General features: G+C 71.1%; 25 protein-coding genes. 10 read left to right on the forward strand and 15 right to left on the reverse strand.

Translation table 11 applies throughout. The annotated features are described in order from the left end of the window. Positions 1-8: 8 nt before the first annotated feature. From AB0C36_RS22175 to AB0C36_RS22190, 4 genes are all read right to left on the reverse strand, one after another. Positions 9-824, reverse strand: a complete 816-nt coding sequence (locus tag AB0C36_RS22175; protein WP_358356545.1) for an SDR family NAD(P)-dependent oxidoreductase — start codon at positions 822-824, stop codon at positions 9-11. A 551-nt stretch (positions 825-1,375) separates the two neighbouring features. After that, positions 1,376-2,341, reverse strand: a complete 966-nt coding sequence (locus AB0C36_RS22180; RefSeq protein ID WP_358356547.1) for a CAP domain-containing protein — start codon at positions 2,339-2,341, stop codon at positions 1,376-1,378. Positions 2,342-2,427: 86 nt separating this feature from the next. Beyond that, positions 2,428-3,966 (reverse strand): PAS domain-containing protein, encoded by a 1,539-nt coding sequence (locus AB0C36_RS22185; RefSeq protein WP_358356549.1) that lies wholly within the window; start codon positions 3,964-3,966, stop codon positions 2,428-2,430. 131 nt (positions 3,967-4,097) lie between these two features. Then, the gene (locus tag AB0C36_RS22190; protein WP_358356551.1) at positions 4,098-5,477 is read right to left on the reverse strand and encodes a choice-of-anchor A family protein; all 1,380 of its coding nucleotides are present in this window, start codon (positions 5,475-5,477) and stop codon (positions 4,098-4,100) included. Between the two features lie 455 nt (positions 5,478-5,932). Here AB0C36_RS22190 and AB0C36_RS22195 point away from each other — a divergent pair, with 455 nt between their 5' ends. Next, a complete protein-coding gene (locus tag AB0C36_RS22195) occupies positions 5,933-6,277 on the forward strand; it encodes a DUF6355 family natural product biosynthesis protein (protein ID WP_358356553.1) in 345 nt (114 codons plus the stop codon). Between the two features lie 106 nt (positions 6,278-6,383). Here the strand turns inward: AB0C36_RS22195 and AB0C36_RS22200 are convergent, their stop codons facing one another. The 3 genes from AB0C36_RS22200 to AB0C36_RS22210 form a co-directional block, all read right to left on the reverse strand. Beyond that, the gene (locus AB0C36_RS22200) at positions 6,384-7,334 is read right to left on the reverse strand and encodes an FkbM family methyltransferase (RefSeq protein WP_358356555.1); all 951 of its coding nucleotides are present in this window, start codon (positions 7,332-7,334) and stop codon (positions 6,384-6,386) included. Between the two features lie 191 nt (positions 7,335-7,525). Beyond that, positions 7,526-7,885: an MmcQ/YjbR family DNA-binding protein gene (locus AB0C36_RS22205; RefSeq protein ID WP_358356556.1), complete on the reverse strand. Its 360-nt coding sequence runs from the start codon at positions 7,883-7,885 to the stop codon at positions 7,526-7,528. Between the two features lie 174 nt (positions 7,886-8,059). Further along, a complete protein-coding gene (locus tag AB0C36_RS22210) occupies positions 8,060-8,440 on the reverse strand; it encodes an MmyB family transcriptional regulator (protein ID WP_358356558.1) in 381 nt (126 codons plus the stop codon). A gap of 55 nt (positions 8,441-8,495) precedes the next feature. Here AB0C36_RS22210 and AB0C36_RS22215 point away from each other — a divergent pair, with 55 nt between their 5' ends. Next, entirely contained in the window at positions 8,496-8,648 is a 153-nt protein-coding gene (locus AB0C36_RS22215; RefSeq protein ID WP_358356560.1) for an SDR family oxidoreductase, read from the forward strand. 85 nt (positions 8,649-8,733) lie between these two features. Here AB0C36_RS22215 and AB0C36_RS22220 read toward each other — a convergent pair whose 3' ends face one another. Beyond that, positions 8,734-9,516, reverse strand: a complete 783-nt coding sequence (locus tag AB0C36_RS22220; protein ID WP_358356561.1) for an MHYT domain-containing protein — start codon at positions 9,514-9,516, stop codon at positions 8,734-8,736. A 322-nt stretch (positions 9,517-9,838) separates the two neighbouring features. Here AB0C36_RS22220 and AB0C36_RS22225 point away from each other — a divergent pair, with 322 nt between their 5' ends. Then, positions 9,839-10,105: a hypothetical protein gene (locus AB0C36_RS22225; RefSeq protein ID WP_358356563.1), complete on the forward strand. Its 267-nt coding sequence runs from the start codon at positions 9,839-9,841 to the stop codon at positions 10,103-10,105. Here AB0C36_RS22225 and AB0C36_RS22230 read toward each other — a convergent pair. The 5 genes from AB0C36_RS22230 to AB0C36_RS22250 form a co-directional block, all read right to left on the reverse strand. Then, a complete protein-coding gene (locus AB0C36_RS22230) occupies positions 10,080-11,186 on the reverse strand; it encodes an aldose epimerase family protein (protein ID WP_435839097.1) in 1,107 nt (368 codons plus the stop codon). The two genes, AB0C36_RS22225 and AB0C36_RS22230, sit on opposite strands and share 26 nt — an antisense overlap. Before the next feature lie 89 nt (positions 11,187-11,275). Then, positions 11,276-11,455 carry a hypothetical protein gene (locus AB0C36_RS22235; RefSeq protein ID WP_358356567.1) on the reverse strand — a complete coding sequence of 60 codons (180 nt, stop codon included), beginning with the start codon at positions 11,453-11,455 and terminating at the stop codon, positions 11,276-11,278. A 58-nt stretch (positions 11,456-11,513) separates the two neighbouring features. Further along, positions 11,514-11,993 (reverse strand): hypothetical protein, encoded by a 480-nt coding sequence (locus AB0C36_RS22240; protein ID WP_358356569.1) that lies wholly within the window; start codon positions 11,991-11,993, stop codon positions 11,514-11,516. Between the two features lie 79 nt (positions 11,994-12,072). Beyond that, positions 12,073-13,962 (reverse strand): ABC transporter ATP-binding protein, encoded by a 1,890-nt coding sequence (locus AB0C36_RS22245; RefSeq protein WP_358356571.1) that lies wholly within the window; start codon positions 13,960-13,962, stop codon positions 12,073-12,075. After that, positions 13,959-15,692, reverse strand: a complete 1,734-nt coding sequence (locus AB0C36_RS22250) for an ABC transporter ATP-binding protein (protein WP_358356573.1) — start codon at positions 15,690-15,692, stop codon at positions 13,959-13,961. Before AB0C36_RS22250 ends, AB0C36_RS22245 begins: the two co-directional genes overlap by 4 nt. A 1,107-nt stretch (positions 15,693-16,799) precedes the next feature. Here AB0C36_RS22250 and AB0C36_RS22255 point away from each other — a divergent pair. From AB0C36_RS22255 to AB0C36_RS22285, 7 genes are all read left to right on the forward strand, one after another. Further along, positions 16,800-18,314 carry an aldehyde dehydrogenase family protein gene (locus AB0C36_RS22255; RefSeq protein ID WP_358356574.1) on the forward strand — a complete coding sequence of 505 codons (1,515 nt, stop codon included), beginning with the start codon at positions 16,800-16,802 and terminating at the stop codon, positions 18,312-18,314. A 9-nt stretch (positions 18,315-18,323) separates the two neighbouring features. Further along, entirely contained in the window at positions 18,324-20,009 is a 1,686-nt protein-coding gene (locus AB0C36_RS22260) for an AMP-binding protein (protein WP_358356576.1), read from the forward strand. A gap of 90 nt (positions 20,010-20,099) precedes the next feature. Beyond that, positions 20,100-21,179, forward strand: coding sequence for an Ldh family oxidoreductase (locus AB0C36_RS22265; protein WP_358356578.1), 1,080 nt, complete (start codon positions 20,100-20,102; stop codon positions 21,177-21,179). 168 nt (positions 21,180-21,347) lie between these two features. After that, positions 21,348-22,370, forward strand: a complete 1,023-nt coding sequence (locus AB0C36_RS22270) for a YihY/virulence factor BrkB family protein (protein ID WP_358356580.1) — start codon at positions 21,348-21,350, stop codon at positions 22,368-22,370. A gap of 63 nt (positions 22,371-22,433) precedes the next feature. Beyond that, the gene (locus AB0C36_RS22275; protein ID WP_358356582.1) at positions 22,434-22,886 is read left to right on the forward strand and encodes a phage holin family protein; all 453 of its coding nucleotides are present in this window, start codon (positions 22,434-22,436) and stop codon (positions 22,884-22,886) included. Next, positions 22,883-23,359, forward strand: coding sequence for a DUF3618 domain-containing protein (locus AB0C36_RS22280; protein WP_358356584.1), 477 nt, complete (start codon positions 22,883-22,885; stop codon positions 23,357-23,359). Before AB0C36_RS22275 ends, AB0C36_RS22280 begins: the two co-directional genes overlap by 4 nt. A 198-nt stretch (positions 23,360-23,557) precedes the next feature. Then, positions 23,558-24,076: a flavin reductase family protein gene (locus tag AB0C36_RS22285; protein WP_358356586.1), complete on the forward strand. Its 519-nt coding sequence runs from the start codon at positions 23,558-23,560 to the stop codon at positions 24,074-24,076. Between the two features lie 58 nt (positions 24,077-24,134). On the opposite strand, the gene AB0C36_RS22290 is transcribed toward AB0C36_RS22285, so the two are convergent. Together AB0C36_RS22290 and AB0C36_RS22295 are read right to left on the reverse strand one after the other, a co-directional pair. Beyond that, positions 24,135-24,431, reverse strand: a complete 297-nt coding sequence (locus AB0C36_RS22290) for a CDGSH iron-sulfur domain-containing protein (protein WP_435839096.1) — start codon at positions 24,429-24,431, stop codon at positions 24,135-24,137. Then, a complete protein-coding gene (locus AB0C36_RS22295) occupies positions 24,418-25,077 on the reverse strand; it encodes a HemK2/MTQ2 family protein methyltransferase (RefSeq protein ID WP_358356587.1) in 660 nt (219 codons plus the stop codon). Before AB0C36_RS22295 ends, AB0C36_RS22290 begins: the two co-directional genes overlap by 14 nt. Between the last annotated feature and the right edge of the window lie 193 nt (positions 25,078-25,270).

Genomic DNA, 25,270 nt, shown 5'->3' on the forward strand with positions numbered 1-25,270 from the left:
GCGCACGATCAGCGCGGGGCCAGTTCCATGTCCGGCAGCGGATACGGGAACTTCACCGAGACGCCGCCGTCGACGGTGAGCACCTGGCCGGAGACGTAGCGGGCCAGGTCGGAGGCGAGGAAGAGCAGTGGTCCGGCGATGTCCGCAGGCAGGGCCACGTCCCGTACCGGCGCGTTTTCGGCATTCGCGGCACGGCCGGGTTCGCCGAGGTACGCGGAGACCCGCGGCGTCCACACGACGCCCGGCGCGACGGCGTTCACCCGGATGCCGGACGGGCCGAGCTCGACGGCCGAGGAGCGGACCAGGGAGATCAACGCCGCCTTCGCGGCCCCGTACGCCGCATGCATCGGCGCCCCGGTGAGGCCGGAGACCGAGGCCACGAAGGTGAAGGTGCCGCCGCCGTGCCGCGCCATGTGCGCCCCGCCGAGTTGGAGGGCCAGAACGGCGTGGCGCAGCACGATGTTCTGGTGCCACTCCCAGTCCTCGTCGGTGCAGTCCAGCAACTGCTGGTACTTGCTCATACCGATGATGTCGACCACGGCGTGCACGCGTCCCAGGCGCGACTGTGCCTCGTCCCACAGGGCCGTCATGTCGGTCCTCGAACTGGCGTCGCCTGCCCAGGCGGTCCCACCCACCTCGGCGGCGACGTCGTGGGCCAGGTCCGCGTCCAGGTCGACGGCGAGCACGCGGGCCCCGGCTTGGGCCAGCGCGTGGCAGGCTTGGCGTCCGATGCCCTGCCCTGCGCCCAGTACGAGGACCCCTTGGCCGTCGAGGCGCAAACGGCCCGGATAGTCCGGGACTTCGGTGTCATCGGTGCGGGACATGGATCTCCTCGGAGTGATGGTCGGCGGGCGGCAGTGGAACGGCTTCGGCTTCGGCTGCCACGCGAGCCCGCCCCTCTGCGGAACTCCGACGGAGTTCCGACGGCGTTCCGGCGGGGGACGAGGCGCGAGGCCCGGGGGGGGTGACGTGCGGCATCGCAGCCTCGGCAGGCCGAGCCTGGGCGAGACGAAGAGCCGTCGATATTGGCATTTTGATATTTCAAATAATCTTTTGAAATCCGAACACTCAGGATTCTGCGCAGGTCGGCACCGCAGTTGCAAGGGGTGGCGCCCTGACCTGCGCGCGAACGGTCGGCGACGGCCCTCGGCGCCGTGGGCGCGGGGCCGCCTGCGGGCTCTTCATCCGGCCGAAACCGGGCGCTCCGCGGTCGGTGAGCGTACGTTCGGCGTCAGTTCGTAGGTCGGATCGCGATCGCCCGGTTCTGGAGGCTGACGTAGTTGCGGGCATCTTCCGGGACGGTGGCGTCGTCGTCGTACAGGCCGCGGCGGCAGACCGGGTCGTGCGAGCCGATGGTGATCGACCAGGGCGGAGGTCAGTACACCGGGTACCCGAGGAGCAGCGTCCAGTGGGGGACACCGGCGGCGTCGATGTACACCGCGACGCCGACACGCGTCCAGCGCGGGTCCAGGATGTTCGCCCGGTGTTGCGGGCTGCGCATCCACAGCTGCAGTACAGCCGCGGGGGTGTCCTGGCCGATGGCCAGGTTGGCGCCGCCGATCCCGGCGAACCGCGGCTGGTCGCCGGAACCTCGCGGCCTGTGGTCCCGATCCCGACCCCGGTCCCGGTCCCATCGGTCCCGGGGATCAGGACGGGAGTCCTCTGTGTATCTCGGCGGTGGTACGGCCCTGCCCCGACTCACCGCGCCCGCAAGCCGCACCAGTTCGGCATCCGTCCTGAGGAGTGGGACTCCGGCGGCAGCGCGCTGCTCGTCGACCATGCGCAGCAGGGTGCTCTCGTACGCCGACTCTGCCGGTAGCGGCGCCGGGGCGTCCCGGACTTGCGAGTAGCCCGGAGGCGGGGTCTCGGCGGGTTGTGCGACGGCGACCTTCGTCGGTTCGGGGCGGCCGGTGGGGCTGTCAGTGGGACTGTCGGCGGGCGGGGATGCCTGAGCGGTGCGCGGCGCTTCTCCTTGCGGCTGCGGCTGCGGCTGCGGCTGGGGTTGCGGTTGCCGCGGCGGGGCCGTGGGCGCGGGCGAACCGGCTCGGACGGTCGGCTCATGGGACGCGGGCGCGTCCGATGCCACGGGGGCAGTCGACTGGGACGCGCTGCGCGAAACGGACGCCGGAGTGAACACACCCCTGGCAGGTGCCGGTTCGGCGGCCGTGTGCTGTGGTGCGGTCACCTGCTCGACGACCGCGACACTGACACCCATGGCCAGCACGCTCACGCTCGCGGCGCATGCCACACTCCGGCGCGCGCCGAGCGGTGCCGCTCCGGTTTGCGGCCACGCCGGACGCCGATGACGCCCGGCTGTGCCACGACGGCCGTGCTCTCCCATGTTCGGTCCTTCCTGAGGTCTCAAGTGCCGTCCGCCACACGTGTCTTCGACACGTGTCAGGCTCGCGGCCGGTTGACGGCCGCCGCCTACCCGTCGTTGACAGGTGCCCCGGGTGAGGGCGTACCGGCTTCCAGGACGCAGGCGACGCGCGGAACCGCGGCCGGCTTTCGGTGCCGACGGTGTGGCGGCCCGGTGTCCACGACGGTGCCCGGCACGGTGATCGTGGGCGGGTTCCAAGGGCTGCTTCGCTGCGAGTCGCGGGTGTTGCGGGTGTTGCGGGTGTCCTGGCTACCCCGGCTGTCCAGGGCGTCGGGCGAGTCGCGGACGCCGCGAAGGCTTCCGTCGCGATCGTCGGCGTCCTCTCCTCGCCGGGACGACCACGAGACGGGCCGGGCCTGGGCGGTTGCGCTGTTCGCGGCGCGAGACGCGTGCGGTCGCCGAAGGGCGGAGTCGGCTGCCGGATGCGCCAAGTCGTCGGCCGGTCGGAGCAGCAGCCGGTCGGCCAGCGTCGTGGCGCGCCCGCACTCCTCGGCGAGTTGCCGCAGTATGCGGTTGGCCTCGGGCCACAGCACCCCCGCCGGGTCTTCGGCGAGACGCGTCAGGACCTGCGCCATCTGGCTGAGCGGGGCGCGTAGTTCGTGATCGAGGACGGCGGCGAGCCGGTCGCGTCGCGCCGCGGCGGCGTACGCCGCGGACTGCTCGGTGAAGGCCACGATCGCGCCGACGACACGGCCTTCGTCCGTCACCGGCACGGTGCTGAGCTCGACCGGGTGCCACGTGTCGTCTCTGCCCCAGAGAACGGCCCCTGTGTTGTGGTGGCTGCGTCCTGACCGCAGGGTGTCGGACAGCGTCGACTCGTCTGGCGGGAGGGACTTGCCGTCCGCGGCGGAGTGCATTGCCAGAGACAGGAGTTCGCGTCCGTACAGCTCGCCCGCCGACCGTCCGAGCAAGCGCGCTGCCGCCGGGTTGGCGAGCATGATCCGGCCGAACGCGTCCACGGCGACGATGCCTTCGGAGACGGCGTACAAGATCAACTCGGTCTGCCGCTGGACACGTTGGCATGCGCGCTCCGCGGCGAGCCGCAACGTCAGATCGGTGATGGTGACCATCAGGAAGCCGCGGTCTTCGTGGACCGGGCCGGGTGCGGCGTACGTTGCTGCCGGAACCGCGGAGGACGCCGGTTCGTGGTCCACATCCGCCCGGCGCACCACCCGGATTGCGACTTCGGCCGTGAACTCGAAGCCGTCCGTGCACCGGACGGCCATGGGTATCGGCTGGTCGTCCTGACCGTCGTTCTGTCTGTTGTTCTGCCGGTCGTCGCCGGCTGTGCCATCGGGAGTGCGGGCGAGGTCGAACTGCGGGAGGACGTCGAGAACTCCGCGTCCCAGCAGGTGAGTTGTCGGCGCCTGGAGAACTTCGACGGCGGCTGTGTTGGTGCCGACGATGGTGCCGTTGACGTCCACAAGCAGGACCGGCTGGGGAATCGCGTCGACGACGCGCGGCAGCTGTACGGCGCGACGGGCGGGCGCATCGCCCGCCACGGCTGGGACGGGCTCGGTGGTAGGCGACGGCACCGACCCGGGCGGGACGTACGGCTGTCTGAGGGCAAGTTCTGTGTAGTTCACGGTGACGCCAATCTCGGAGTCGGAGGCGAGGTCGGTGCCGGATGCGTGGTGCCGTGAGCGGGACGGGACGGGACGGGCGGGGCGGCCTCGGCCGCCCCGCCCGGTTGCTCGTCGTCGGCATCGCCGGGCTGTCACGCCCGGCGGCGCCGCCGGGCGATTGCGAGGACAGCCGCGCCGCCTACGAGTACGGCTGCCGCGGCGACGGCGAGCACGGTCGTGTCCGACCCGCCGGTCTCGGCCAGCGACGAGCCGTCTCCCGGTGCGCCTGGTGCGCCCGACGCCGGCGGTACGGTGCCGGGGGGCTGCGTGGACGGTGTCGGGAGTCCGGGAGAGCTGGGCGGGTTCGGGTGGGCGGGCTGTGGGGGCGTACCCGGTCGGGCAGGCGTACCCGGCTGACCGGGTTGCGGGAGCGGCGTGGTCGGAGGGAGGGGGCCGGGCTTCGGCCGGCAGGCGAACGCGGGCCTGCCGTTCCAGGGGTAGTTGTGGCTTTCGTTGCCGGTCCCGTGCATTTTCACGTTCCCGCCGACGTACAGACGCCCGTTGGTACTCGCCGTCAGGTCCACCGAAGCGTGCGGGGCGAGGATCGACCCGATGAAGTTGCCGCCGCCCGACAGGGTCAGCGACGTGCTCTCGCGGAAGTTGTACAGGATCCGCGACGCGGCCGGACCGTATTCGGGGGAAGAATAAGTGTCGACACGGTTGCCGTTGAATTCCACGGAAAGCGGTGAAATGGAGACGGCCCGGTTGCCGGTCACATTTATCAGGACCGAGGAATTTGCCGGAACATCCTCGAAAGCGAACGTCGACGTACCGTCCAGCTCCGCCGCGGATGTCGAGAAAACCTGGATGTTTCCGATGCTCGCAGCGGTGCTCTTGAACGTCACCGATGTGCCGGTGCGTACCGCGGTCCCGGTCGGTTCGAGCGCGCCGAGGGACGCGGACTCGGTGCGCAGCGTCCCGTCGAAGCCGCCATGCGGATCGATCGCCTTGGCGGCCCCCATGCGCGAGGGACTGGCGCCGCCATTGGTCACCAGCTCACCGGCTGCGTCCAAGGAACCGCCCACCTGCACGGAACCCCCGTACCCAGGGCCCGCCGTCAGACCCGAACCGACGTCGAGTCTCGTTCCCTCGGCGATCGACAGGTCGCCACCGACAGCGAGCATCACGCTGCCGGAGGTCGGCAAAATGCCCGAACCGGCGCCCACCCGGCCGACGTTGAAAACCCCGGCGGGACTCTTCGCGAAGGTGGCCCGCCCGTTCACCACAAGGAGTCCCTCGGCCTCCGCGGCCCCGCCGTCCACCGTGTAGTCGCCGCCCGCATAAAGCGCCACATTGTTGTCCGTGAAACGCGGAGAATGCCCGATCCCCGGCATATTATCGATGGTCGGACAGGACGCCGAACGGCCGTCCGCCTTCTCCGCATAACCAGGTCCTGCGCCGACCAGGCCGAGAGCGGCGGCGGTGGCGAGCACGACGCCCGGTCGCGTCATTATTATTCCGTTGATTCCCACAGTGCGGAAGATTAGCAGCGCGTCCGGCAGGACGACTTATCGAATCCCGGACGCATGATTAATATTGGCCTAGCGGCAACTTAAGGGACACTCAAGGAATCCGCGCTCCGTGCGGGAATCGTCCCGCAAGCAGACTCCGACACCCCAAACCCGATCCCCCCGGCGACCGAGGGCACGGCCCCAGGCCGCCCGGACGAGGCTCAGTCGGGCCGTGCCTGCGCTCACCGTCGCCGCTTTTCTCCAAGCCTTTCTGGAGGCTCCTCAATACGTTGTGGAGCGCCGAGTTCCGCCGACGGGGCCAAGCCCGTTCCACCGAACGGCGGGGCAGAGGCGGGTAGTTCGCGCGACCGGGCGCTTGGCTGCGCACGGCTGGGCCGACCACCTGACACATCGGCCGACTGTGCCGAACAACCTTGCCGCCACGACCGATTCGACAGACCGGAGATATGACGCCCGTGACGATTCGACCGAAGTTCCGGACCGGGACCGCCGCCGCTGCGCTCCTGGCGGCCCTGTCCCTGACGTGGATCGCGCCGTCCGCCCAGGCAGACGCCCCCGCCGCTTCCGCTGCCTTCGTCCCGTCCGGTTCGGATTGCGGATGGCACACGGAACGGTTTGGCGTCTACGAAGAGGCCCACTACCGGCACTGCACGAACGAGCCGTACTCGGTGCGGATCACCATCCTCTACGGCAACGGAACCAACGGCGGCACCTGCGTCAATCCCAACGTCGACCTCGTCCTCGGGCCCTACGGACCGTTCGGCGTGATCTACGCCTACTACAACGGCAGTCTGTGCTGACGACCTGATGGTCACCTGCACAGCGCGCACCGCTCCCGCGAACTGCGGGTGCCGTCGCCGACTGGCGTGACCGTGGTCGGCCGGTCGGTCGGCCGGCTGCCCACGGTCATCCGGGCGTGCTCTCCCGGACGTACAGTTCCACCGGGTTGGATCCCGCCGGGTCCGGGGTGCGCGGGGGGACGCGGTGCAGCCCGGCGGCGCGCATGGTGGCCCTGACCGGGCCGCCGTCGATGTACTTGTCGTGGATTTCCAGGACGATGCGGTCCACGCGCCGCATCCACGGCTGGGGTTCGGCGAAGATGTCGGCCTCGCTGCCCTCGACGTCGACCTTGAGCAGGTCGACGTGGTCGATGCCGTGGTCGTCCAACAGCTTCTCGACGGTGGTCGCGGCCACCGTCCGGTCCGGTCGGGCGAGGAGGTTCTCCAGCCGGTGGGGGCGGGTGCGGCGCAGTTCGTGCACCGCGGGCACCGCGGTGCAGGTGTCCCAGAACGCGCTGACCGCGAACTCCAGGTCGCCTTCCCGGCCGCTGACCGCGCGCTCGTCGATGTCCCAGGTCGTGCCGGACAGTTCGGCGTTGCGGCGTAGCACCGCGCGGCTCTCCGCGATGGGTTCGACGGTGAGCAGGCGGCGCGGGCGGTAGCGGGCGGTCAGGTAGGCGGCCGCAAGCCCGGTGTTGCCCCCGAGGTCGACGATCGTGTCCAGGGTGCCGATGTCGCGGGGCAGCGCGTACGCGGCGTGCAGTTCGTAGAAGCGGCGCAGGAAGATCTGCCACAGGATCAGCAGGTCGCTCTGGTTCTTGCGTACGCATACGCGCACGCGGTCGCGCGGTGTGGCGAACGTGAACCGGACCAGTCCGTCGTCGTCCAGCGGACGTCCGGCCGCGCCGAGCAGGCGGCGGGCCATCCAGTACGGCGCCCGCACCCGGCTGGTGCCGGTCCCGAGCCGGGCGGCGGTACCCATGTCCCGCAGCGCCCCGACGGCTTCGCGCGTCAGCACGCGTGGCCAGCCGACGGCGAAGGCGCGGTCGGCATCTGAACGGAGATAGGCAAGCGGCATCGGCACCAACCCCTCGCAGCGAACCGACCGGGACAACAAACTATCGAGTTGCCAACGGTGGGATGCGGGGACACACCGGGCGTTCCCCGGCTTCACCCACTCGCCCCACCCAGACCGGCGGCCGCGGCCGGGCGGCGCCGACCGCGGCAGTGTGTGAGCGTGGGGGATGTCGGGCCCAGGTCCGTGCGCGCTCAGCCCGGGCCGTCGGGGTGGGCGAGGTCGTAGGCGCGGGAGAGCTTGGCGGGGACGACCATGCGCCAAGCCTCGACGACCAGTTCTCGGGCCTCGGTCGGCTCCAGCGCCGCCAGTACCGCGTGCACCCAGTTGAAGCGCATGTCGGACGCCGACGGCAACTGGAACTTGTGCGGGGCGCCCGCGACGAGGTCGGCCCGCTCCTCCTTGGGGAACGCGAAGCCCATCACCGTCTCGTCGAGGGAGAAGGCCACGTAGACGATCTGTCCGACGCGGAACTTCAGCCTGCCGCGTACGTACACCGGGTACGAGCGCTCCAGCTCGGTGCCCAGCGCCTGGACGTCCTCGGTCACCGCCATGCTCGGCACCCCTTGGGTCACGGGCGGGACGGGTCGGCTTGTCCGTACGTCATCGGTGCGCCGTCCAGTACCCGCATCGCCTGCTCGGTCCTTGTACACAGCCATCCTCTCCGCAAACACGTGCACAAGGTGGACTGCGGCGGCCGCACGGACTCATCGGCCCCCACGAGCGCGTTAGTGGCGGGCGTTGTCGTCCGCGGCGCGCATGCGGAGTAGTTGGAGGGCGTGGTGGGACGGACTGTCCGGGGCGGCGCTGTGCATCATCAGGACGTGGCCGGAGCCGTCGGCGAGGGCGACGTTCTCCTGTTCCAGTTCGAGGTCGCCGACTTCAGGGTGCCGGAGGCGGCGCGTGCCGTAGCCGTGAGACGCGACCGGATGGCCCGCCCACAGTTCGGCGAATCGGTCGCTGCGTACCGCGAGGTCGCCGACGAGGGCCGACAGGCCCGGGTCGCCGGGGTGTTCGCCGGTCGCGATGCGCAGCGTCGCGACCGCGCACGAGGCGATCCTGTCGAGGTCCCGGTGCAGCGCGCGGTAGTGCTCGTCGAGGAACAGCATCGAGACGAGATGCGGCCGGTCCGCCTCGCGATCCGGCGCCGACGGCGTCGCCGCTATGACCGCCCTGGGCCGCGCGGGCCTCCCCGACGAGATCGGCGACGCCGTCGCCTTCTTCGCCTCCGACGACGCTCGGTGGATCACCGGCCAAAACCTGGACGTCAATGGCGGACTGCTCCTGGGTCCGCCCTCGCCCCCGCCCGCCGCCTGACGGCGGCGGAGCGTCGGCCACCGCCGCTTCGTGCGGCGGTTCGCGCGAAGGATCGGCCCCGCCGCCGGCGGCTGGGTGCGCCGGCTCAGCGCTGTTCGCTCAACCGGTTGAGCCTGGCGTCGAGTTCGGTCTCCTCACGGATCTCGTCGACCGACGCGGACAGCGCGACGATCAGCAGCGTGACGACGGTGAACAAGGACACGCCGGTCACGACCGGGGCGAGGAACTGGGACGCCGCGACGCCGTGCACGGGCTGCGACGAACCGCCCCCTTCGACGCTGATCGCGGCCATGCCTGTGTAGTGCATCCCGCTCACCGCGACACCCATGATCACCGAGGCACCCGCGAACGCCGCTGGGCCGCGTACGTTGAGCGCCGCCCAGAGCGCGGCAGTCGCCGCGACGACCGCGATGACGATCGAGGCCGCGACGACGGGCACGGAGTACTCGATGTCCGCCGACATGTTGATGCCGGCCATGCCGACGTAGTGCATGCCGGCCACACCGGCGCCGGTGAGCACGCCGCCGAGCAGGAGCCCCGCCGTACCGGCGCGCGGACGTCCGGCGATGGCCATGCCGACACCGACGACCACGATGGCCAGGAACAGGCTCGCGACGGTGAGGAGGACGTCGTAGCGGATCTCGGTCCCCTTGACGGCGAAGCCGAGCATGCCGACGAAGTGCATCCCCCAGATGGCCGTGCCGCCGAGGGCGACGGACGCGAGGACGAACCAGCGGGTACGTGCCGCGCCGCGCACCGCCTGGGCGCGTGACGCACAGGTCAGGCTCAGCGCCGACCCCACGCAGGAGAGAGCGAACGCGATTCCGGGCGTGAGGGCCCCGTGCGAGAAGTGGTCTATCTGGCCCATCGCGGGCCTTTCTGAAGAGCGCGGGCGAGCGCCCGCGACGAAGAGGACTCGAAACTCGGACAACGAAGATCAAGTCGGACGGCATGCCGATGGTAGGGCCGACCGTGGAGGTGCGGAATGAAACTTTCCGTTTCTGTTCAGGGAACGGCCTTTCACCACAGGGGACGACCAACGTCAGAGGCCGCCGGACAGCCGACACGTGTCGTACGACACACCTCACGAGGCAGTCCCGCGGCCCGGGAAACGCCTGCCGACAGGCAGCGAAGCGCCGTTGCCCGACGGCGCCTGATGGCAGCTCGGACACGCCGCGGCCGACCGCAGCGTGCAGCTCAGCGGCGACGCGCTCGGCATCGCGCTGCGGCACACGCATGACGTCGTGGGAGACGTCCCGATCGTCGTCAGCGAGAGCGGCATCGCGACCGTCGACGACGGGTGGCGCATCGCGTACACGTCGGCCGCGCCGGCCGCCCTGTACGACGCCGTGCGGAGTGGCGTCGACGTACGCGGCGGCTCGGGCAGGTCGCCCTGGCGAACGCCGGCTGAGCCGAGGCGAGTGCTCGTACCTATGTCCGGGAGGGCAGGTGGGTGAAGCGGTACTGCGTGGTCGAGCGGTGGACCCGGCCGGGTCGCAGGACGGGTGACGGGTGCGTCGGCCGGTTGGGTGCGTCGGGGAAATTCTGGGTCTCCAGGCACACGGCCGCGTGCCGCCCGAAAGGGGCGCCGAGCGCGTTGGACGTGTAGACCTGGAGCCCCGGTTCGGTCGTCCAGACCTCGAGCTCCCGCCCGGACCGCGGCCCTTCGAGGTACGCGGCGCGCCGCAGGCCGATTCCGTCGCGGAGGACGAAGCAGTGGTCGATGCCGTTCACCGCCGTGACCTGGGGGTGAGCGGACTGTGTCCGGCCGCCGAGGGCGACGCCTGTCGGCGGACCGTTCCCTGTGGGGAGGGACATGGGCGTGGACTCGAGGGTGGGCGCGAAGTCGAACGGTGTGCCTCGCACGCTCGCCGGTTCGCCGTAGGGGATTCCGCCCCCGTCGATCGGCAGATAGGCGTCGGCGTCCACACGCAGCCGGTGTCCGAGCACGTCGCCTGCGGCCGACCGCCCGTCGAGGTTCCAGTACGCATGTTGCGTGAGGTTGACGACAGTTGGGCGGTCGGTCGTCGCGCGGTAGTCGACCGCCAGCGTCCCGTCGGCGTCGAGGGTGTAGGTCGCCTCGACGTCGAGCGCGCCCGGAAAGCCCATGTCCATGTGCGGACTTCGCAGCCGCAGCCGTACGCCGGCGCGCCGTCCGTCGGCGAAGCCCGCGCCCGTCCACACCCGCCGGTGGAACCCGTCCGGCCCCCCGTGCAGCGTGTGCCCGCGATCGTTGGTCGGCAGCACGTACCGAACCCCGTCGAGCTCGAACCGGCCGTGCGCGATGCGGTTCGCGTAGCGGCCGACGACCGCGCCGAGGTACGCGTCGTCCGCCGCGTAGTCGGGCACGCTCGGCAGCCCGAGCACGACGTTCCCGGGCCGTCCCGCGCGGTCGGGGACGCGGCACGACTGGAGGACCGCCCCGAAGGACAGCACCGCGGCTTCGACGCCCGACGGAGAGGCGAGCGTCCAGCGGTGCACGGGAGTGCCGTCCGGGGCGGTACCGAAACGTTCCTGACACACCGTCGGCGCGGCCACGGGCAAAGGGAAGGCGTCGCAGCCACCCGGTTCCTCGGGCCCGGCGGCCGGTGCCGCGTCGACGGGTACCTCGTCTTCTCCGGGTGCCCTCATGCCGACACCGCCGCACCGGTCGAACCCGCGGCTCCGGACTCCCGTTCGCCGAGCGGCAGGCGGCGCGCTCCTCGGGCCGGCGTGACGGTGAAGACCGCGGGTTCCGCAAGGCGGTTCCGCTCGGCGGCCGATGTGACCGCACGGGCCACGGCGTGGCGCCGACCAACGTCGGTCACCGGCGGCCTCATGTGCCGGACACCGCCTCGCCGAGCATCGCGGCGGCCCGCTCCGGGGCTATGTCGTTGACGAAGACGTCCATGCCGGACTCCGATCCCGCGAGGTACTTGAGTCTTCCCGGGGCCCGCCGGGACGAGAAGAGTTCGAGGCGGAGCCGGGCTCGGTTGCGGCGACGATCCGCTCGCCGGAGGCCCTCTCGGCCTCGAGTACCTCGGCGTACAGATCGCGTCCGGCGCGCGACGGGAAGCGGTTCTCGAAGACAGCGACGTCGTACGCGAATGCCGGTATCTCGGTCGCGCGTTCGGCCGTGGACGGGCACAGCGGCCACTGGTCGTCACTGGGCAGGTGGGTGCGTCCCTGCCGGTGCGCAGCCACCACCACCCATTCGTCCCGCAGCGCGTCGTACCGCAGTTCGGAAGCGGTACGCACCTCCGGCAACTCGCGCCGGTCGGCGGGCAACCCCTGGGCCGGGCAGGCCCTGTCGAAGTAGTAGGCAAGGTAACGCCCGTCGGCCAGACGGGCATCGATGCGTTCCATGTCGCTGTCCTGTGTCTTCACTGAGCCACGGTGTGCGGCTCGCCGCCACGGCTGTCCTACCCCGCCTGCGTCTCCTCCGTCAGTTCACGGCCCGCCGGTCCACCTCGGCCGCGGCGTCGGCGAACTGGGCGGCATAGAGCCGACTGTAGACGCCGCCCGCGCCCACCAGTTGTTCGTGGGAGCCCTGTTCGACGATGGCTCCGCCCGCCATCACGACGATGGTGTCCGCGTCCCGAATCGTGGACAGGCGGTGGGCGATCACGAAGGCCGTCCGGTCCTGGCGCAAACGGGTCATCGCCTGCTGGATCAGCACCTCGGTGCGGGTGTCGACGGAACTGGTGGCCTCGTCGAGTACGAGGATCGTCGGATCGGTCATGAACGCCCGGGCGATCGTGAGCAGTTGCTTCTCGCCCGCGCTGATTCCGGAGCCGCCCTCGTCGTCGATCACCGTGTCGTAGCCGTCGGGCAGCGTGCGGATGAACCGGTCCGCGTGCGCGGCCTTCGCCGCTTCCACGACCTGGTCGCGCGTCGCGTGCGCGGCGCCGTACGCGATGTTCTGGGCGATGGTGCCGCCGAACAACCAGGTGTCCTGGAGGACCATGCCGATACGCGAGCGCAGATCCGCGCGGGACATCGCCGCGATGTCGACCTCGTCCAGGGTGATCCGTCCGCCGGTGACCTCGTAGAAGCGCATGAGGAGGTTGACCAGGGTCGTCTTGCCCGCGCCCGTCGGGCCGACGATCGCGACGGTGTGCCCCGGTTCGGCGACCAGCGAAAGCCCTTCGATGAGCGGGGTGTCGAGGACGTAGCGGAACGACACGTCCTCGAACGCGACACGGCCGAGGCCCGCGGGCGCCCTTGCCGGTTCGGCCGGGTCGGGTGCCTGATCAGGGGCGTCGAGCAGCTCGAACACGCGCTCGGCCGAGGCGATTCCGGACTGCACCATGCCGAGCATCCCGGCGAGCATGCCGAGCGGCTGGCTGAACTGGCGCGAATACTGGATGAACGCCTGGACGTCGCCGACCGTCAACGCCCCCGAGGCCACCCGCAGGCCGCCGACCGCGGCGACGAGCACGTAGTTGAGATTGCCGAGGAACATCATCAGCGGCTGGACCAGTCCGGAGACCTCCTGGGCCCGGCGGCTCGCCTCGTAGAGCCGCTCGTTCTCCGCGTCGAACACCGCCTGGGACTGCTCCTCGCGGCCGAACGCCTTGACGAGCGAATGCCCGGTGTACATCTCCTCGACGTGCGCGTTCAGGCGTCCGGTGTGCTGCCACTGGCGGGTGAACTCCGGTTGCGACCGCCGGCCGATCCACGCGACGGCGAGAACCGACAGCGGAACCGTGAGCAGCGCGATCAGCGCCAGGAGCCACGAGACCCAGAACATCACCGCGACGACGCCGACGATGGTCAGCACCGAGACGACGAGCTGACTCAGCACCTGCTGCACGCACTGGGCGAGGTTGTCGATGTCGTTCGTGACCCGGCTGATGATCTCGCCGCGGTGCGTGCGGTCGAGGTAGCCGAGGGGGATGCGGGCGAGTTTCGCCTCGACGTCCCGGCGCAGCCGCTCGGCGGCGCCCTGCACGGCCACGGTTGCCATGCGGGCCTGGAGAACGCCGCACAGTCCGGCCGCGAGATAGACGGCGGCGGCGTACGCCACCATCCGTGCCACCGCGCCGAAGTCGATGCCGTTGCCCGCGTCGTCGAAGGAACCGGACACCACGAGGTCGGTCGCACGGCCCAGGAGCACCGGGCCGGCCACGGTGAGGCCGACGCCGAGCGCGCCGGTGGCCAGGACCCCGGCGAAGAGACCGCGCCTGCGCGTGACGAGGGCCGTGGTACGCCGCGCCGTCGCGCCGAAGTCGGACGACCGGTCCGGGGGCCGTGACGCCGCCCCGCCCCGGGCCCGGTTCGCCGCGGGATCCTCGGGCCCCGGCGACGGCGTCTTTCCGTCGGGGTTCCTCATGCCGCCTCGGCCTCGGTCAGCTGCGACAGCACGATCTCCCGGTACGTGTCGTTGCCCCGCAGGAGTTCGGGGTGGGTGCCGGCGCCGACGATCCGGCCCGCGTCGAGGACGACGATGCGGTCCGCGTCGCGGATCGTCCCCACCCGCTGAGCCACGACGATGACGGCTGCTTCCGCGGTCTCCGCGGCCAACGCCGCGCGGAGCCGCGCGTCTGTCGCGTAGTCCAGGGCGGAGAAGGAGTCGTCGAACAGGTACACGTCCGGTCGGCCGACCAAGGCCCGCGCGATTGCCAGGCGTTGCCGTTGTCCGCCGGAGACGTTCGTGCCGCCTTGGTCGATGCGTGCGTCCAGGCCGTCGCCCAGCGCTTCGACGAAGTCGCGGGCCTGGGCGGTCTCCAGGGCCCGCCACAGGTCCTCGTCGGTGGCGTCGGGGGCGCCGTAGCGCAGGTTCGAGGCGATGGTGCCGGAGAAGAGGTACGGGCGCTGCGGGACGTACCCGACGGTTCGGCTCAGCAGTCCCGGGTCGAGGTCGCGTACGTCGACTCCGCCGACGAAGACCGTACCCGCGGTGGCGTCGGACAGCCGGGGGATCAGGCTGAGCAGCGTGCTCTTCCCGCTGCCGGTGCCGCCGATGACCGCGGTGGTCTGGCCCGGGCCGGCGGACAGGGTGATGCCGTCCAGGACACCGGTTTCCGCGCCCGGGTAGTGGAAGCCCACGCCGCGCATCTCCACGTGGCCGCGCCGGGCGAGGCCGCGCACGGGGCGGGCCGGGGGAGCCACCGAGCTTTCGGTGTCGAGGACTTCGACGATGCGGCCCGCGCACACCTCGGCGCGGGGGATCCACAGCAGCATGTACGTCGCCATGACCGCGGCCATGAGCAGTTGCAGCAGGTAGCTGATGAAGGCGGTCAGCGCGCCGATGGTCATGTCGCCGGAGTCGACGCGCTTGGCGCCGAACCACAGGACGGCCGCGCTCGCGACGTTCACGATGGTCATGACGGCCGGGAACATCAGGGCCATCAGCCGGCCGACGCGTACCGAGACGTCGGTGAGTTCGGTGTTGGCGGCGGCGAAGCGGCGGCTCTCGTGGTTCTCCTTGACGAACGCGCGGATGACACGAAGTCCGGTGATCTGCTCGCGCATGACGCGGTTGACGGAGTCGATGCTGCGCTGCATGGCGTTCGAAAGCGGAGCGAGGCCGCGCAGGATCGCCCCGATGGCGATGCCGAGCACCGGTGCGAGGACGACGAGCGCGATGGACAGCGGCGCGTCCTGCTCGACGGCCAGGACGATCCCGCCGACACACATGATGGGTGCCGACACCATCAGGGTCAGGGTGAGGAGCACCAGCATCTGGACCTGCTGGACGTCGTTCGTGGTGCGGGTGATCAGCGACGGCGCCCCGAACCGTGCCATCTCGCGTACCGAGAACGCCTGGACCCGGGCGAACACCGAACGCCGCAGGTCGCGACCGAGTGCCATCGCGACGCGCGCCCCGATCCGGACGGCAAGGTAGGAGCAGACCAACTGCACAAGCGCCACGGCGACCATGACCGTGCCGACGCGGACGATGTAGCCGTGGTCCCCGTGGGCGATGCCGGAGTCGATGATGTCGGCGTTGAGGTTGGGCAGGTAGAGCGTCGCCGCGGTCTGCGCCAACTGGAGCACGGCAATCACCGCCACGGAGCGGCGGTAGGGCGCGAGGTGGGCCCGGACGAGGCGGATCAGCACGCAGCCCTCTCATGGCAGTTCGGACCTGCCCGCGGCAGGGAGTCGGAGTGGACGGGCCGCGGAGTTGTGCCCCGTGGCCCCCACCTGGCAGTGATCGGCCCGAGCGACCCGATGCGATGGTAGCGCGCGCTACCTGGGCGCAGATTACCCACGTCCGTCAGTCTGCGCAACCATCAGGGCGGCGTCGCCAGGGGACGGCGGGGAGCTCGGAGCCTTGTGTCGCCACCCTCGTTTCGGTGGCGGGGCGCGCTCTGCCCGGAAAAATAGTGGATCGCGTACGCGAAATGCCCGGCGGTTTCCGACGGGGCGTCAGGGCTTGGGGGAAGTCAGAGCCTGGCGCCTAGCCGCGATGCGGCAACCCGGCTCAGTGGAGGTGGTCCACGCTGGACCCGGCAACCCGAACTCGGCTGATGCCGCAGCCGTGAGGGCGGCGAAGCCCGCGAAGAGGCCACCGTAGAAGCCGAGTTCCGCGGCCGCCGCCGACCGGTGCAACGAGGGTCGGCCCGGATGGGACGAATGTGCTTGCGTTCGATGTCGCGCACTGAGAAGAGTTCGCTTCCGGCGACGCCCACTGGGGGCGATGTCACGGGAGAGGGGCGGACAGATGTGCGTGCTGGACGCGGCGGCCAAAGAAGCCGCTGTCGCTCGGTTCCGTCGCAAGTATCCGAAGGCGGGGCAAGCCTTCCACGACCACCCCGCACTGCTGGGCTGCGCCGACGTCGCCTGGTCGCAGATTCCCGGGTGTACTGCCGACATTCCGGCCCTGTTCGATCAGGCGCCCGGACGGGCTGATCAGCCCGGGCGACCGCGAATGTCTGCTGAGCGCTGCCGTGCGGCGGTGAATGTCCGGTTTGCCGCTGTGGCGCCTGCCTCGGGTTTCGCGTAGGCGCGCTTCAAGTGAGCGGTCATCGGCGCCGGGGTTTGCGGTTTGTGGGTAGTGCCGTGGGGAGGATGTGGAATATACAATATGCAGGCTGGTGCGAGGCTGGCGGACGCGGGGCAACGGTCGGGAGGACGTGTGTCGGTGACGGTGAACCAGAAGGTCGAGCGGCTCTGAGTGTCACCGGAGGTTCCCCGGCGGCCGGACGGAGACCAAGGAGCACCACGATGACCACGACGGCTGCGGACGTCCTCGTCCCGGTGGACGAGGAGCGACACCGGGCCGCGGCAGCCGAGTTCCTGCCGCGCATGACCGTCCTAATCGGGGCGGAGGAGCACGAGCACGGCTCGGACGGAGAGTTCGAGCACGTCAACGCCGCCACCGGGCGCGTCCAGGCACGCGTGCCTCTCGCCGGTGCCGACGAGGTCGACCGTGCGGTGGAGGCCGCGCGCGCTGCGTCCGCGGTGTGGCGCGGATGGCGGCCGGACGAACGGCGCAACGTGCTGCTGCGCCTGGCCGGGCTGATCCGCCGTCAGACGGAGTCCATCGCACAGGTGTTGACCCTGGAGTGCGGCTCGCCGATCACCGGATCACGGGCCATGCCCGGCCGGGCCGCCGACTACCTGGAGTACTACGCGGGGCTGGCCGACAAGTTGGAGGGGCGGGTCGTGCCGATCTTCCCCGAGAAGGCGTTCGACTACACGCTGCCGGAGCCGTACGGCGTCATCGGAGTGATCTCCACGTGGAACGGCGGCATTTCGTCGGTCGCCCGCAAGGCCGGTGCCGCCCTCGCGGCCGGCAACACCGTCGTGGTCAAGCCGATGGAACTCGCCCCGTTCAGCTCGCTGATCTTCGGCAGGCTCGCGCTGGAAGCAGGGTTCCCCGAAGGCGTCGTCAACATCGTCCCGGGCGCAGTCGCGGCCGGGGAGGCCCTGGTCGCGCATCCCGGGGTGGACAAGCTGAGCTTCACCGGCGGCATCGACGCGGCCCGCGCGATCCTGGTCGGCGCCGCCCGCAACATCACCCCGGTCGTGCTGGAACTCGGCGGCAAGTCGGGGAACTTGGTCTTCCCGGATGCCGACCTCGACGCGGCGGGCCTCTTCGCGGGCGGGGTCTGCATGCGCAACAGCGGGCAGGGCTGCGTCATGCCGACGCGGCTCCTGGTCCACGAGGATGTCCACGACGAGGTCCTGGAGCGGGCCGTACGCGCGATCGGCGCGATGCCGCTGGGCGATCCGCTCGACCCCCGCACCCAGATCGGCCCGGTGGTCAGCCGCCCGCACGCCGAACGCATCCTCCGCCTCATCCGGGAGGCCGACGAGGAGGAGGCCGGCCGCCGAATCCTCGGGGGCGGGCGCGTAGGCGATAAGGGCCTGCGCGACGGGCACTTCGTGGAGCCGACGGTGTTCGACGGCGTCGACCCGCGGTCGGCCATCGCGCGGACCGAGGTCTTCGGTCCCGTCCTGACGGTCACCGCATTCCGCGACGAGGCGGAGGCCGTCGCCCTCGCCAACGACACCCCCTACGGCCTCGCGGGGTATGTCCACACCCGTGACCTGCAACGGGCCCATCGCGTGGCCGCCTCTCTCGACGCCGGGTACGTGTCGGTGAACGGCTTCGCCGCACTGCCCGCCGCCGCCCCGTTCGGAGGATTCCGCGACAGCGGCTACGGCAAGGAAGGCGGCCGGGAGGGCATCGCCGAGTTCCTGCGCTCGAAGAACGTGTACGTCCCGATCGGCTGAGTCGTCGACGTGCGGACGGCGACCACCGCCGCCATCAGCTTGGAGGTGCCCGTGCTCCGTCCCGACCAGGACCCATCGACCGCGGAGCGGAAGGCTGATCCGGTCGGGCTCGTCGACCGCATCGAGCTGGCCCCCAACGCGCTGCGCCGTTGGGCGCGGGACACGCCGGAGTCGGTCTTCCTCGAACACCGCGACGGCCGCCGGATCACCTATCGCGACGCCGAGGCGGACGTACTGTCGTGGGCGGCCGCACTGCACCGGGCCGGGGTCACACCCGGGGAGCACATCGCGTACCTGCTCTCCGACCCGCTCGACGCGGCACGCGTGTGGCTCGCCTGCGGGATCGGCGGCCATGTGTGCGTACCCGTCAACACCGCCTACTTCGGGCGCATGCTCGCGCACATCCTCGGCGACTCCGACAGCGTCGCCCTCGTCGTGTCCGGGGACCTCGCCGACCGGGTTCTGGCCCTCCTCCCGGAACTGCCCAAGATGCGCCTGGTGGTGGTGACCGACGGGGAGGCACCGGCTCCCGAGGGGTCCGCGGCGTACGTGCGCACCGCCGCCTCCCTGTTCGCGGACGTCGACGGAATCCCCGGCTTCCACGGCCCGGAACCGTACGAACTCGCGTCCGTCATCTACACGTCGGGGACCACCGGACCGTCCAAGGGAGTCCTGACGCCATGGGCCGCGATGGCGGGGCACTGGGGCTGGGTGCCCGAGGACACCGTGGTGTGCGGTGAAGGGTTGTTCGCCCCCGTGCCGCTCTTCCACGTCTCGGGGCTCGGCGCATTGCAGTACGCCACCGCGCGCGGCGCCCGCTTCGTCACCCGGGACCGCTTCAGCGGCACCGACTTCTGGGCGGACGTCCGGGCCACCGGCTCTGTCGCCGCCGGGATCGCCGGGCCGATGACGGCGATCCTGGCCGCGCGGCCACCGTCCCCGGACGACGCCGAGAACCCGCTGCAGAGCCTGATCCTCGGGCCGATGATCCCGGAGATGGAGGCCTTCGAGAAGCGCTTCGGAGTACGGGTGGCCACCTGCTACGGGATGAGCGAGGTGCCCGCGGTGATCGCCACCGGCTGGGACCACGGCCCTTGGCAGACCAGTGGGAAGGTCCGCCCCGGACCGCTGGGAGCCGAGGCGCGCGTCGTCGACGCGAACGATCTGCCGCTGCCCTGCGGCGAGACAGGGGAACTGGTGGTGCGCACGGCGGCGCCGTGGACCCTCAACGCCGGGTACCACAACAACCCCGAGGCCACGGCCGCGGCGTGGCGCAACGGGTGGTTCCACACCGGGGACGCCTTCCGGCAGGACGAGGAGGGCCGCTTCTACTTCGTGGACCGCATGAAGGACGCCATCCGGCGCCGCGGCGAGAACATCTCGTCGTTCGAGGTGGAGAACTTCGTCCTGGAGCACCCGTCGGTCGCCGAATGCGCCGCGTTCGCCGTCCCGGCCGCCCTGGGCGGCGACGAGGTGATGGTCGCCGTCGTACCCGATGACGAGGGCGCCGTGGACCCGGCGGCGCTGGTCGAGTTCCTGACCGGCCGCATGCCGGGCTACATGGTGCCGCGGTACGTCGACGTCGTCGCCGAATTGCCGCGCAACACCACGTCGCTGCGGCTGCAAAAGCACGTACTACGTGACCGGGGGGTCGGTGCGGCCACCTGGGACCGCGAGGCGGGGAGACACATGTGACGTCTCGCCGACCGTCGCGGGCCGGTCCCCGAGCACCTGAGCACCTGAGGACCTGCGCACCTGAGCACTCATGAGCCAAAGGAGCACCGCATGCCGGATCCCCTGGTCGAAGCGGACGGCCCGATACCGGTGGACGCCGGCCACCTGCGCAAGGTGCTCGCCGGAATCCTCGAGGCACTCGGCACCGGCACCGCCGACGCCGCAACCGTGGCCGAACTGCTCGTCGAGGCCGACCTGCGTGGCGTGGACTCGCACGGCACGCACCTGATGGGCCTGTACGTCTCGCGCCTCCGCGCCGGACACATCAACCCCACCGCGCGCCCCCGGATCCTCGACGACCAAGGGTCGACGCTGCTCCTGGACGGCGGTCTGGGATTCGGGCAGATCGCCGGACTCGAGGCCGCGCGCCTGCTGATCGAGCGCTCTGCGGAACACGGTGTCGCCGTCGTCGCCGTCCGCGAGAGCACCCACCTGGGCGCCCTGGCCGCGTACACGGAACGCGTCGCCCGCGCTGGCCGGATCTGCCTCTGCTTCCAGAACGGTCCGACCATAGTCCCGCCGTACGGCGGGATCACCCAGATGTTCTCGACCAACCCGCTCTCGTACGCCGTGCCCGCCGGGGAGGAACCGCCGGTCGTGTACGACGTGGCGACCACCGCGGTCGCGGGCAACAAGCTGCTGCTGGCGAAGAAGCGGGGTGACACGCGGATTCCCGACGGATGGGCCAACGACGTGCGGGGCGTCCCCACCACCGACCCCGAGGCCGCGTCGGTCCACCACCTCCAGTGGTTCGGCGGACACAAGGGCTACGGCCTGGCATTGCTGGTCGAGTTGCTCGGCGGGGTGCTGGCCGGAAGCAGCTTCGGGCGGACCGAGCACACGGCGTCCCCCGCGCACGGCCGAGACCGGGTCGCCAAGGGGTTCGTCTTCATCGCCGTCGACCCGGCGCGCTTCATGCCGCTGCCCGAGTTCACCGCCCGGGTGGACACTCTCGTCCGCGACCTCCGCTCCGGCGAGACCGCCGAGGGTGTCGACCGCATCCTGGTACCAGGCCAGTTGGAGCACGAGCGCCGCCGCGTACGGGAAGAGTCCGGCATCCCCTTGCCGGCCGCGCTGCGCGCGGAGACCAACGCCCACGCCGCCGAGCTCGGCGTCCCCGGTCTCGACTGAGCGCCCGGTACGCCCGACCTCTCGGTGACCGGCGGATGTCGGCTGTGGCGCGCCGCCACGACCGGGCAGGCCCCCGCGTGGCGCGACCGGGCGCAGGCCGGTATCGACGGAGAGGCTTTTGGCGGGATTGCCGGGCATGGGCGGCGGGATTTCGGATAGCGGCGGGTCATGCCAGACGTACCAAGGAGAGGCGAGGAGCCGCGCCCCGGCCCGGACCCGGAAGTAGAGCGCGAGGCCCCGGACGAGCCTTCGGAACTTCCGAAGCGGTCGTGGTGGCGCGTGCTCAAGCGCACCGTGGCCGAGTTCAAGGAAGACGAACTGTCGGACCGCGCCGCCGCGTTGACGTACTACGGAGTGTTGTCGCTGTTCCCCGCACTGCTGGTGCTGGTGTCGTTGCTGGGCATCGCGGGGGAGTCGGCGACCCGGGAGATCCTGGACAACGTTGATCAGCTCGCCCCCGGCGCGGCGCGCGACGTGATCACCAATGCCGTGCGCGAACTGCAGGCGGGTGCCGGGGTCGGCTCGGTGCTGGCGGTCGTCGGCCTGGTGATGGCGGTGTGGTCCGCGTCCGGGTACGTGGCGGCTTTCATCCGGGCTTCCAATGTCGTCTACGACGTCGCCGAGGGGCGTCCGGTGTGGAAGCTGACCCCGTTGCGCATCGCGGTCACCGTCGTGTTGATGGTGCTGGCCTGTGTCAGCGCGTTGATGGTCGTGTTCACCGGCGGCATCGCGCGCCAGGCCGGTGAGGCCCTTGGTGTGGGCGGGACGGCCGTCACGGTGTGGGACATCGCCAAGTGGCCCGTCCTCGTGGTGCTCGTGGTCGTGATGATCGCGATCCTGTACTGGGCGGCACCGAACGCGAAGGGCCGCGGATTCCGCTGGGTGACCCCGGGAAGCTTCCTCGCCCTGGTCATCTGGCTGCTGGCGTCCGGTGGCTTCGCGTTGTACGTCGCGAACTTCGCCACCTACAACAAGACGTACGGCACGTTCGCCGGGGTAATCGTCTTCCTGGTGTGGTTGTGGGTGACCAACCTGGCGATCCTCCTCGGCCTGGAGTTCGACGCCGAGTTGTCCCGGCAGCGGGCCATCGCAGGAGGTCACCCGCCCGGCGACGAACCGTACGTCGAGCCGCGCGACACCCGTACCTGGTCCGCCGAAGAACGCCGGCACGCCCAGGATCCCCCCGGGTGAGACCCGGCCCCCGTCCGCGCCGTCCGCCGTCTCCGACCCGACCACTCGACGGGAGTGCCCTCCATGAACCGCCCCACCCCACCCGGTTCCGCGCCTGACGCGGAGCCCCGCAGCCCGGCCGAGACGTCGCCCGCCGACGCTTCCGTGGGCCAGTTGGTCAGCGATGCGTCGGCGCAGCTGTCGCAGTTGGTGCGCGACGAAATGCGGCTGGCCCAGGCCGAGATGACCGAGAAGGGCAAGCGGTTCGGCATCGGCGGCGGCCTGCTCGGCGGCGCCGGGACCCTTGGCTTCATCACGGCTCAGGCGCTTGTCGTGACCGTGATCGCCGCGCTGGCGACCGCGTTGCCGGTGTGGGCCGCGGCGCTCGTCACCACGGTCGTCCTGCTCGGCGTCACCGCTGTGCTCGCGCTTGCGGGCAAGCGCAGCATCGCCCGCGCCGTGCCGCCCGTACCCGAACAGGCCATCGAGGGCGTAAAGACCGATGTGGCCCAGATCAAGGAGCACGCACACCGATGACCCAGGACCCCAGCTCCCAGGACCCGCGCCACCAGGACGCACCCTCCCCCGAGGAACTGCGCGAGCGCATCGAGGGCACCCGCGAACAACTCGGCGCCACAGTGGAGGCACTTGCCGCCAAGGCAGACGTCAAGGCGCGAGCCAAGGACACAACCGCGGCCGCCAAGCGGCAGGTGCGCGAGAAGTCCTCCGACGCCGCGGCCGCCGTCAAGGACACCGCCGACCATGCGATGCACGCCATCCGGGACAAGACACCCGACCCGGTTCTCGACGCGGCTACGCGCCTCGGTCACCAAGTGACCGACACCGCCTCGACGGTCGCCGACACGGTCAAGGAAAACACCCCGCCGCCGGTCGCCGACAAAGCCCGCCAGGCCGCGGGCGCCGCACGCGACCGTCGCGTGCAAGCCGCCGTGGTCACAGCCGTGATCGTCGCGGCGGTGGTGTACCGGACGGCGCGCGCACGGCGCTGAGCACCCGCGGGAGGCCGGACGCCGGGCCGGCGTCGGAAGGCGGGCCGCTCCACCGGACGGCGCCGCCGCGCCCGCACCGCGCATCGGCGCGGGTCGGCGCGGGTACCCGGTGGCGGTTGCAGGATCGCGTAAACGCAGTGTGTAAACGCAGTGCGGAGAACGAGCAGTGCGGAGAACGAGCAGTGCGGAGGATGACCGGTGCCCTTTGAGCAATTCGCGGATGTGCTGGACTACCCCATGCTGGTGGTGACCGCGGTGCATCCCGGCACCGGTGAGCGGTCCGGGTGCCTGGTGGGTTTCGCGTCGCAGTGCAGCCTCGACCCGGCCCGGTTCCTGGTCTGCCTGTCGGTCGTCAACCACACGCACCGGATCGCGGTCGCCTCGCCCGTGCTGGCCGTCCACTCCCTGGAGGCCGGGCAGCGCGATCTTGCGGCGCTGTTCGGGGAACAGACCGGTGACCACATCGACAAGTTCGACCGCTGCCGCTGGGAACCCGGCCCGGCGGATGTGCCGCTGCTGACGGACTGCCGGGTGCGCTTCGCCGGGACCGTCGTGGAAAGATTGGACAACCTGGGCGACCACACCGGGTTCGTTCTCGCCCCGACCGACGCCGACGCCGATCCCGCCCCTGACACGGACGACGGAATCGCGTCACGCGACCGCTCGCCGCTGATGTTCTCGGACGTCCGGAACCTGCACCCGGGCCACCCCGCCTGAGCCTGCCTCCCGACTGCCGACTCCTGTGCCTCCTGCGGACCGCTACGTCGCGCTCGGACTAGGCATTTGGCGGTGTTCGGCGTGTGCGGTGGCTGGTGTCGCACCAGGGCCAGCGACGGCTGCGGCGACAGGCGCAGACGGCGACGACCACACGGTCCGACCGGGCCACGCCACCGTCCGCAAGGGGGACCTCTATCGGGCCCTCCACCAGCAGGGGCCCGCCGGGGACCACCTCTACCCGCCGGGCGGCCGCGGCGCCGGGACCCGGGGGCGCGGAGAGCGCGGGCACGGAACCCGAAGGGGGCACGGGACCCGAAGGTGTCCCGGCGGGGGAGTCGGCGTCATTTGTCGGCACGGATGACCACCAGTTCCTCTTCGCGGCAGCCCGGTTCGATGAGCCCGACTGCTTCCAGGTAGAGGGCGCGTTCGGTGAGTACCGGTCCGAACGGCTCCATGCTGCGCGCCACGACCCGGGCCCGCAGCCCTGCCGCGGTGAACATCCGCACGGTCGTGTCCACTCCGCACAGCGCCGAGTGCACCACCAGCGCGGTGGCGCCCGGGCGCAGGATGTGCGGGAGGTCCGCGCAGAGACGGTCCAGCACGGCCCTTCCGTCGGTGCCCGCGTCCCAGGACCGTGCTCGGCCGTGCCGGGGGACCTGGGCGTGGGGGGAGGGGACGTACGGCGGGTTGGCGAGCACCACGTCGAATTGCTGCCCGGCCACGGCGGTGAACAGGTCGCTGCGGCGGACCCGGAGGCGCCTGCGGAACCGGAGGCTGTTGGCACGAGCCGCCCAGACCGCGGAACGGGCTATGTCGAGCGCGGTGACCCTGCAACGGCGATTTGTGGCCTCCGCGACCGCCAGGGCGACCGCGCCGGTCCCGGTCCCCACGTCCAGGACGTCGGTGGCCTGGTGGAGGTCGTGCTGGTCGCGGTATGCGTCCAGCAGGAGCCACGTGTCGGCCTGGGGCCGGTACGTCCCCGGCATGCGCAGCAGATTCATGATCGGCGGCTGCCCGACGGCGATCAACGCAAACGGGACCGATTCCCTCGCGCGCGGGTTCCGCGCCGCCTGCTGCGCCTCGCCTGCTCTGCCCCGCGCCTCGCCCGCGCCACGCCGGGAGGGCGGCGGCTCTACGGGCCCGGGGCGCGGACCGCCGGGTTGCGCGTGTTCGGCAAGATCGCGGGTAGCTGCC

This window comes from Streptodolium elevatio (assembly GCF_040649515.1).
In the GTDB taxonomy this organism is placed as follows: domain Bacteria; phylum Actinomycetota; class Actinomycetes; order Streptomycetales; family Streptomycetaceae; genus Yinghuangia; species Yinghuangia elevatio.

Bases quoted from the DNA above. Each gene is read 5' to 3' on its own strand.
- AB0C36_RS22255 (WP_358356574.1), top strand. From the start codon at position 16,800: ATGACCACGACGGCTGCGGACGTCCTCGTCCCGGTGGACGAGGAGCGA.
- AB0C36_RS22200 (WP_358356555.1), bottom strand. From the start codon at position 7,334: ATGCCGCTTGCCTATCTCCGTTCAGATGCCGACCGCGCCTTCGCCGTC.
- AB0C36_RS22270 (WP_358356580.1), top strand. From the start codon at position 21,348: ATGCCAGACGTACCAAGGAGAGGCGAGGAGCCGCGCCCCGGCCCGGAC.
- AB0C36_RS22265 (WP_358356578.1), top strand. From the start codon at position 20,100: ATGCCGGATCCCCTGGTCGAAGCGGACGGCCCGATACCGGTGGACGCC.
- AB0C36_RS22280 (WP_358356584.1), top strand. From the start codon at position 22,883: ATGACCCAGGACCCCAGCTCCCAGGACCCGCGCCACCAGGACGCACCC.
- AB0C36_RS22215 (WP_358356560.1), top strand. From the start codon at position 8,496: ATGACCGCCCTGGGCCGCGCGGGCCTCCCCGACGAGATCGGCGACGCC.
- AB0C36_RS22245 (WP_358356571.1), bottom strand. From the start codon at position 13,962: ATGAGGAACCCCGACGGAAAGACGCCGTCGCCGGGGCCCGAGGATCCC.
- AB0C36_RS22220 (WP_358356561.1), bottom strand. From the start codon at position 9,516: ATGGGCCAGATAGACCACTTCTCGCACGGGGCCCTCACGCCCGGAATC.
- AB0C36_RS22175 (WP_358356545.1), bottom strand. From the start codon at position 824: ATGTCCCGCACCGATGACACCGAAGTCCCGGACTATCCGGGCCGTTTG.
- AB0C36_RS22275 (WP_358356582.1), top strand. From the start codon at position 22,434: ATGAACCGCCCCACCCCACCCGGTTCCGCGCCTGACGCGGAGCCCCGC.
- AB0C36_RS22295 (WP_358356587.1), bottom strand. From the start codon at position 25,077: ATGAATCTGCTGCGCATGCCGGGGACGTACCGGCCCCAGGCCGACACG.
- AB0C36_RS22205 (WP_358356556.1), bottom strand. From the start codon at position 7,885: ATGGCGGTGACCGAGGACGTCCAGGCGCTGGGCACCGAGCTGGAGCGC.
- AB0C36_RS22210 (WP_358356558.1), bottom strand. From the start codon at position 8,440: ATGCTGTTCCTCGACGAGCACTACCGCGCGCTGCACCGGGACCTCGAC.
- AB0C36_RS22180 (WP_358356547.1), bottom strand. From the start codon at position 2,341: ATGGGAGAGCACGGCCGTCGTGGCACAGCCGGGCGTCATCGGCGTCCG.
- AB0C36_RS22240 (WP_358356569.1), bottom strand. From the start codon at position 11,993: ATGGAACGCATCGATGCCCGTCTGGCCGACGGGCGTTACCTTGCCTAC.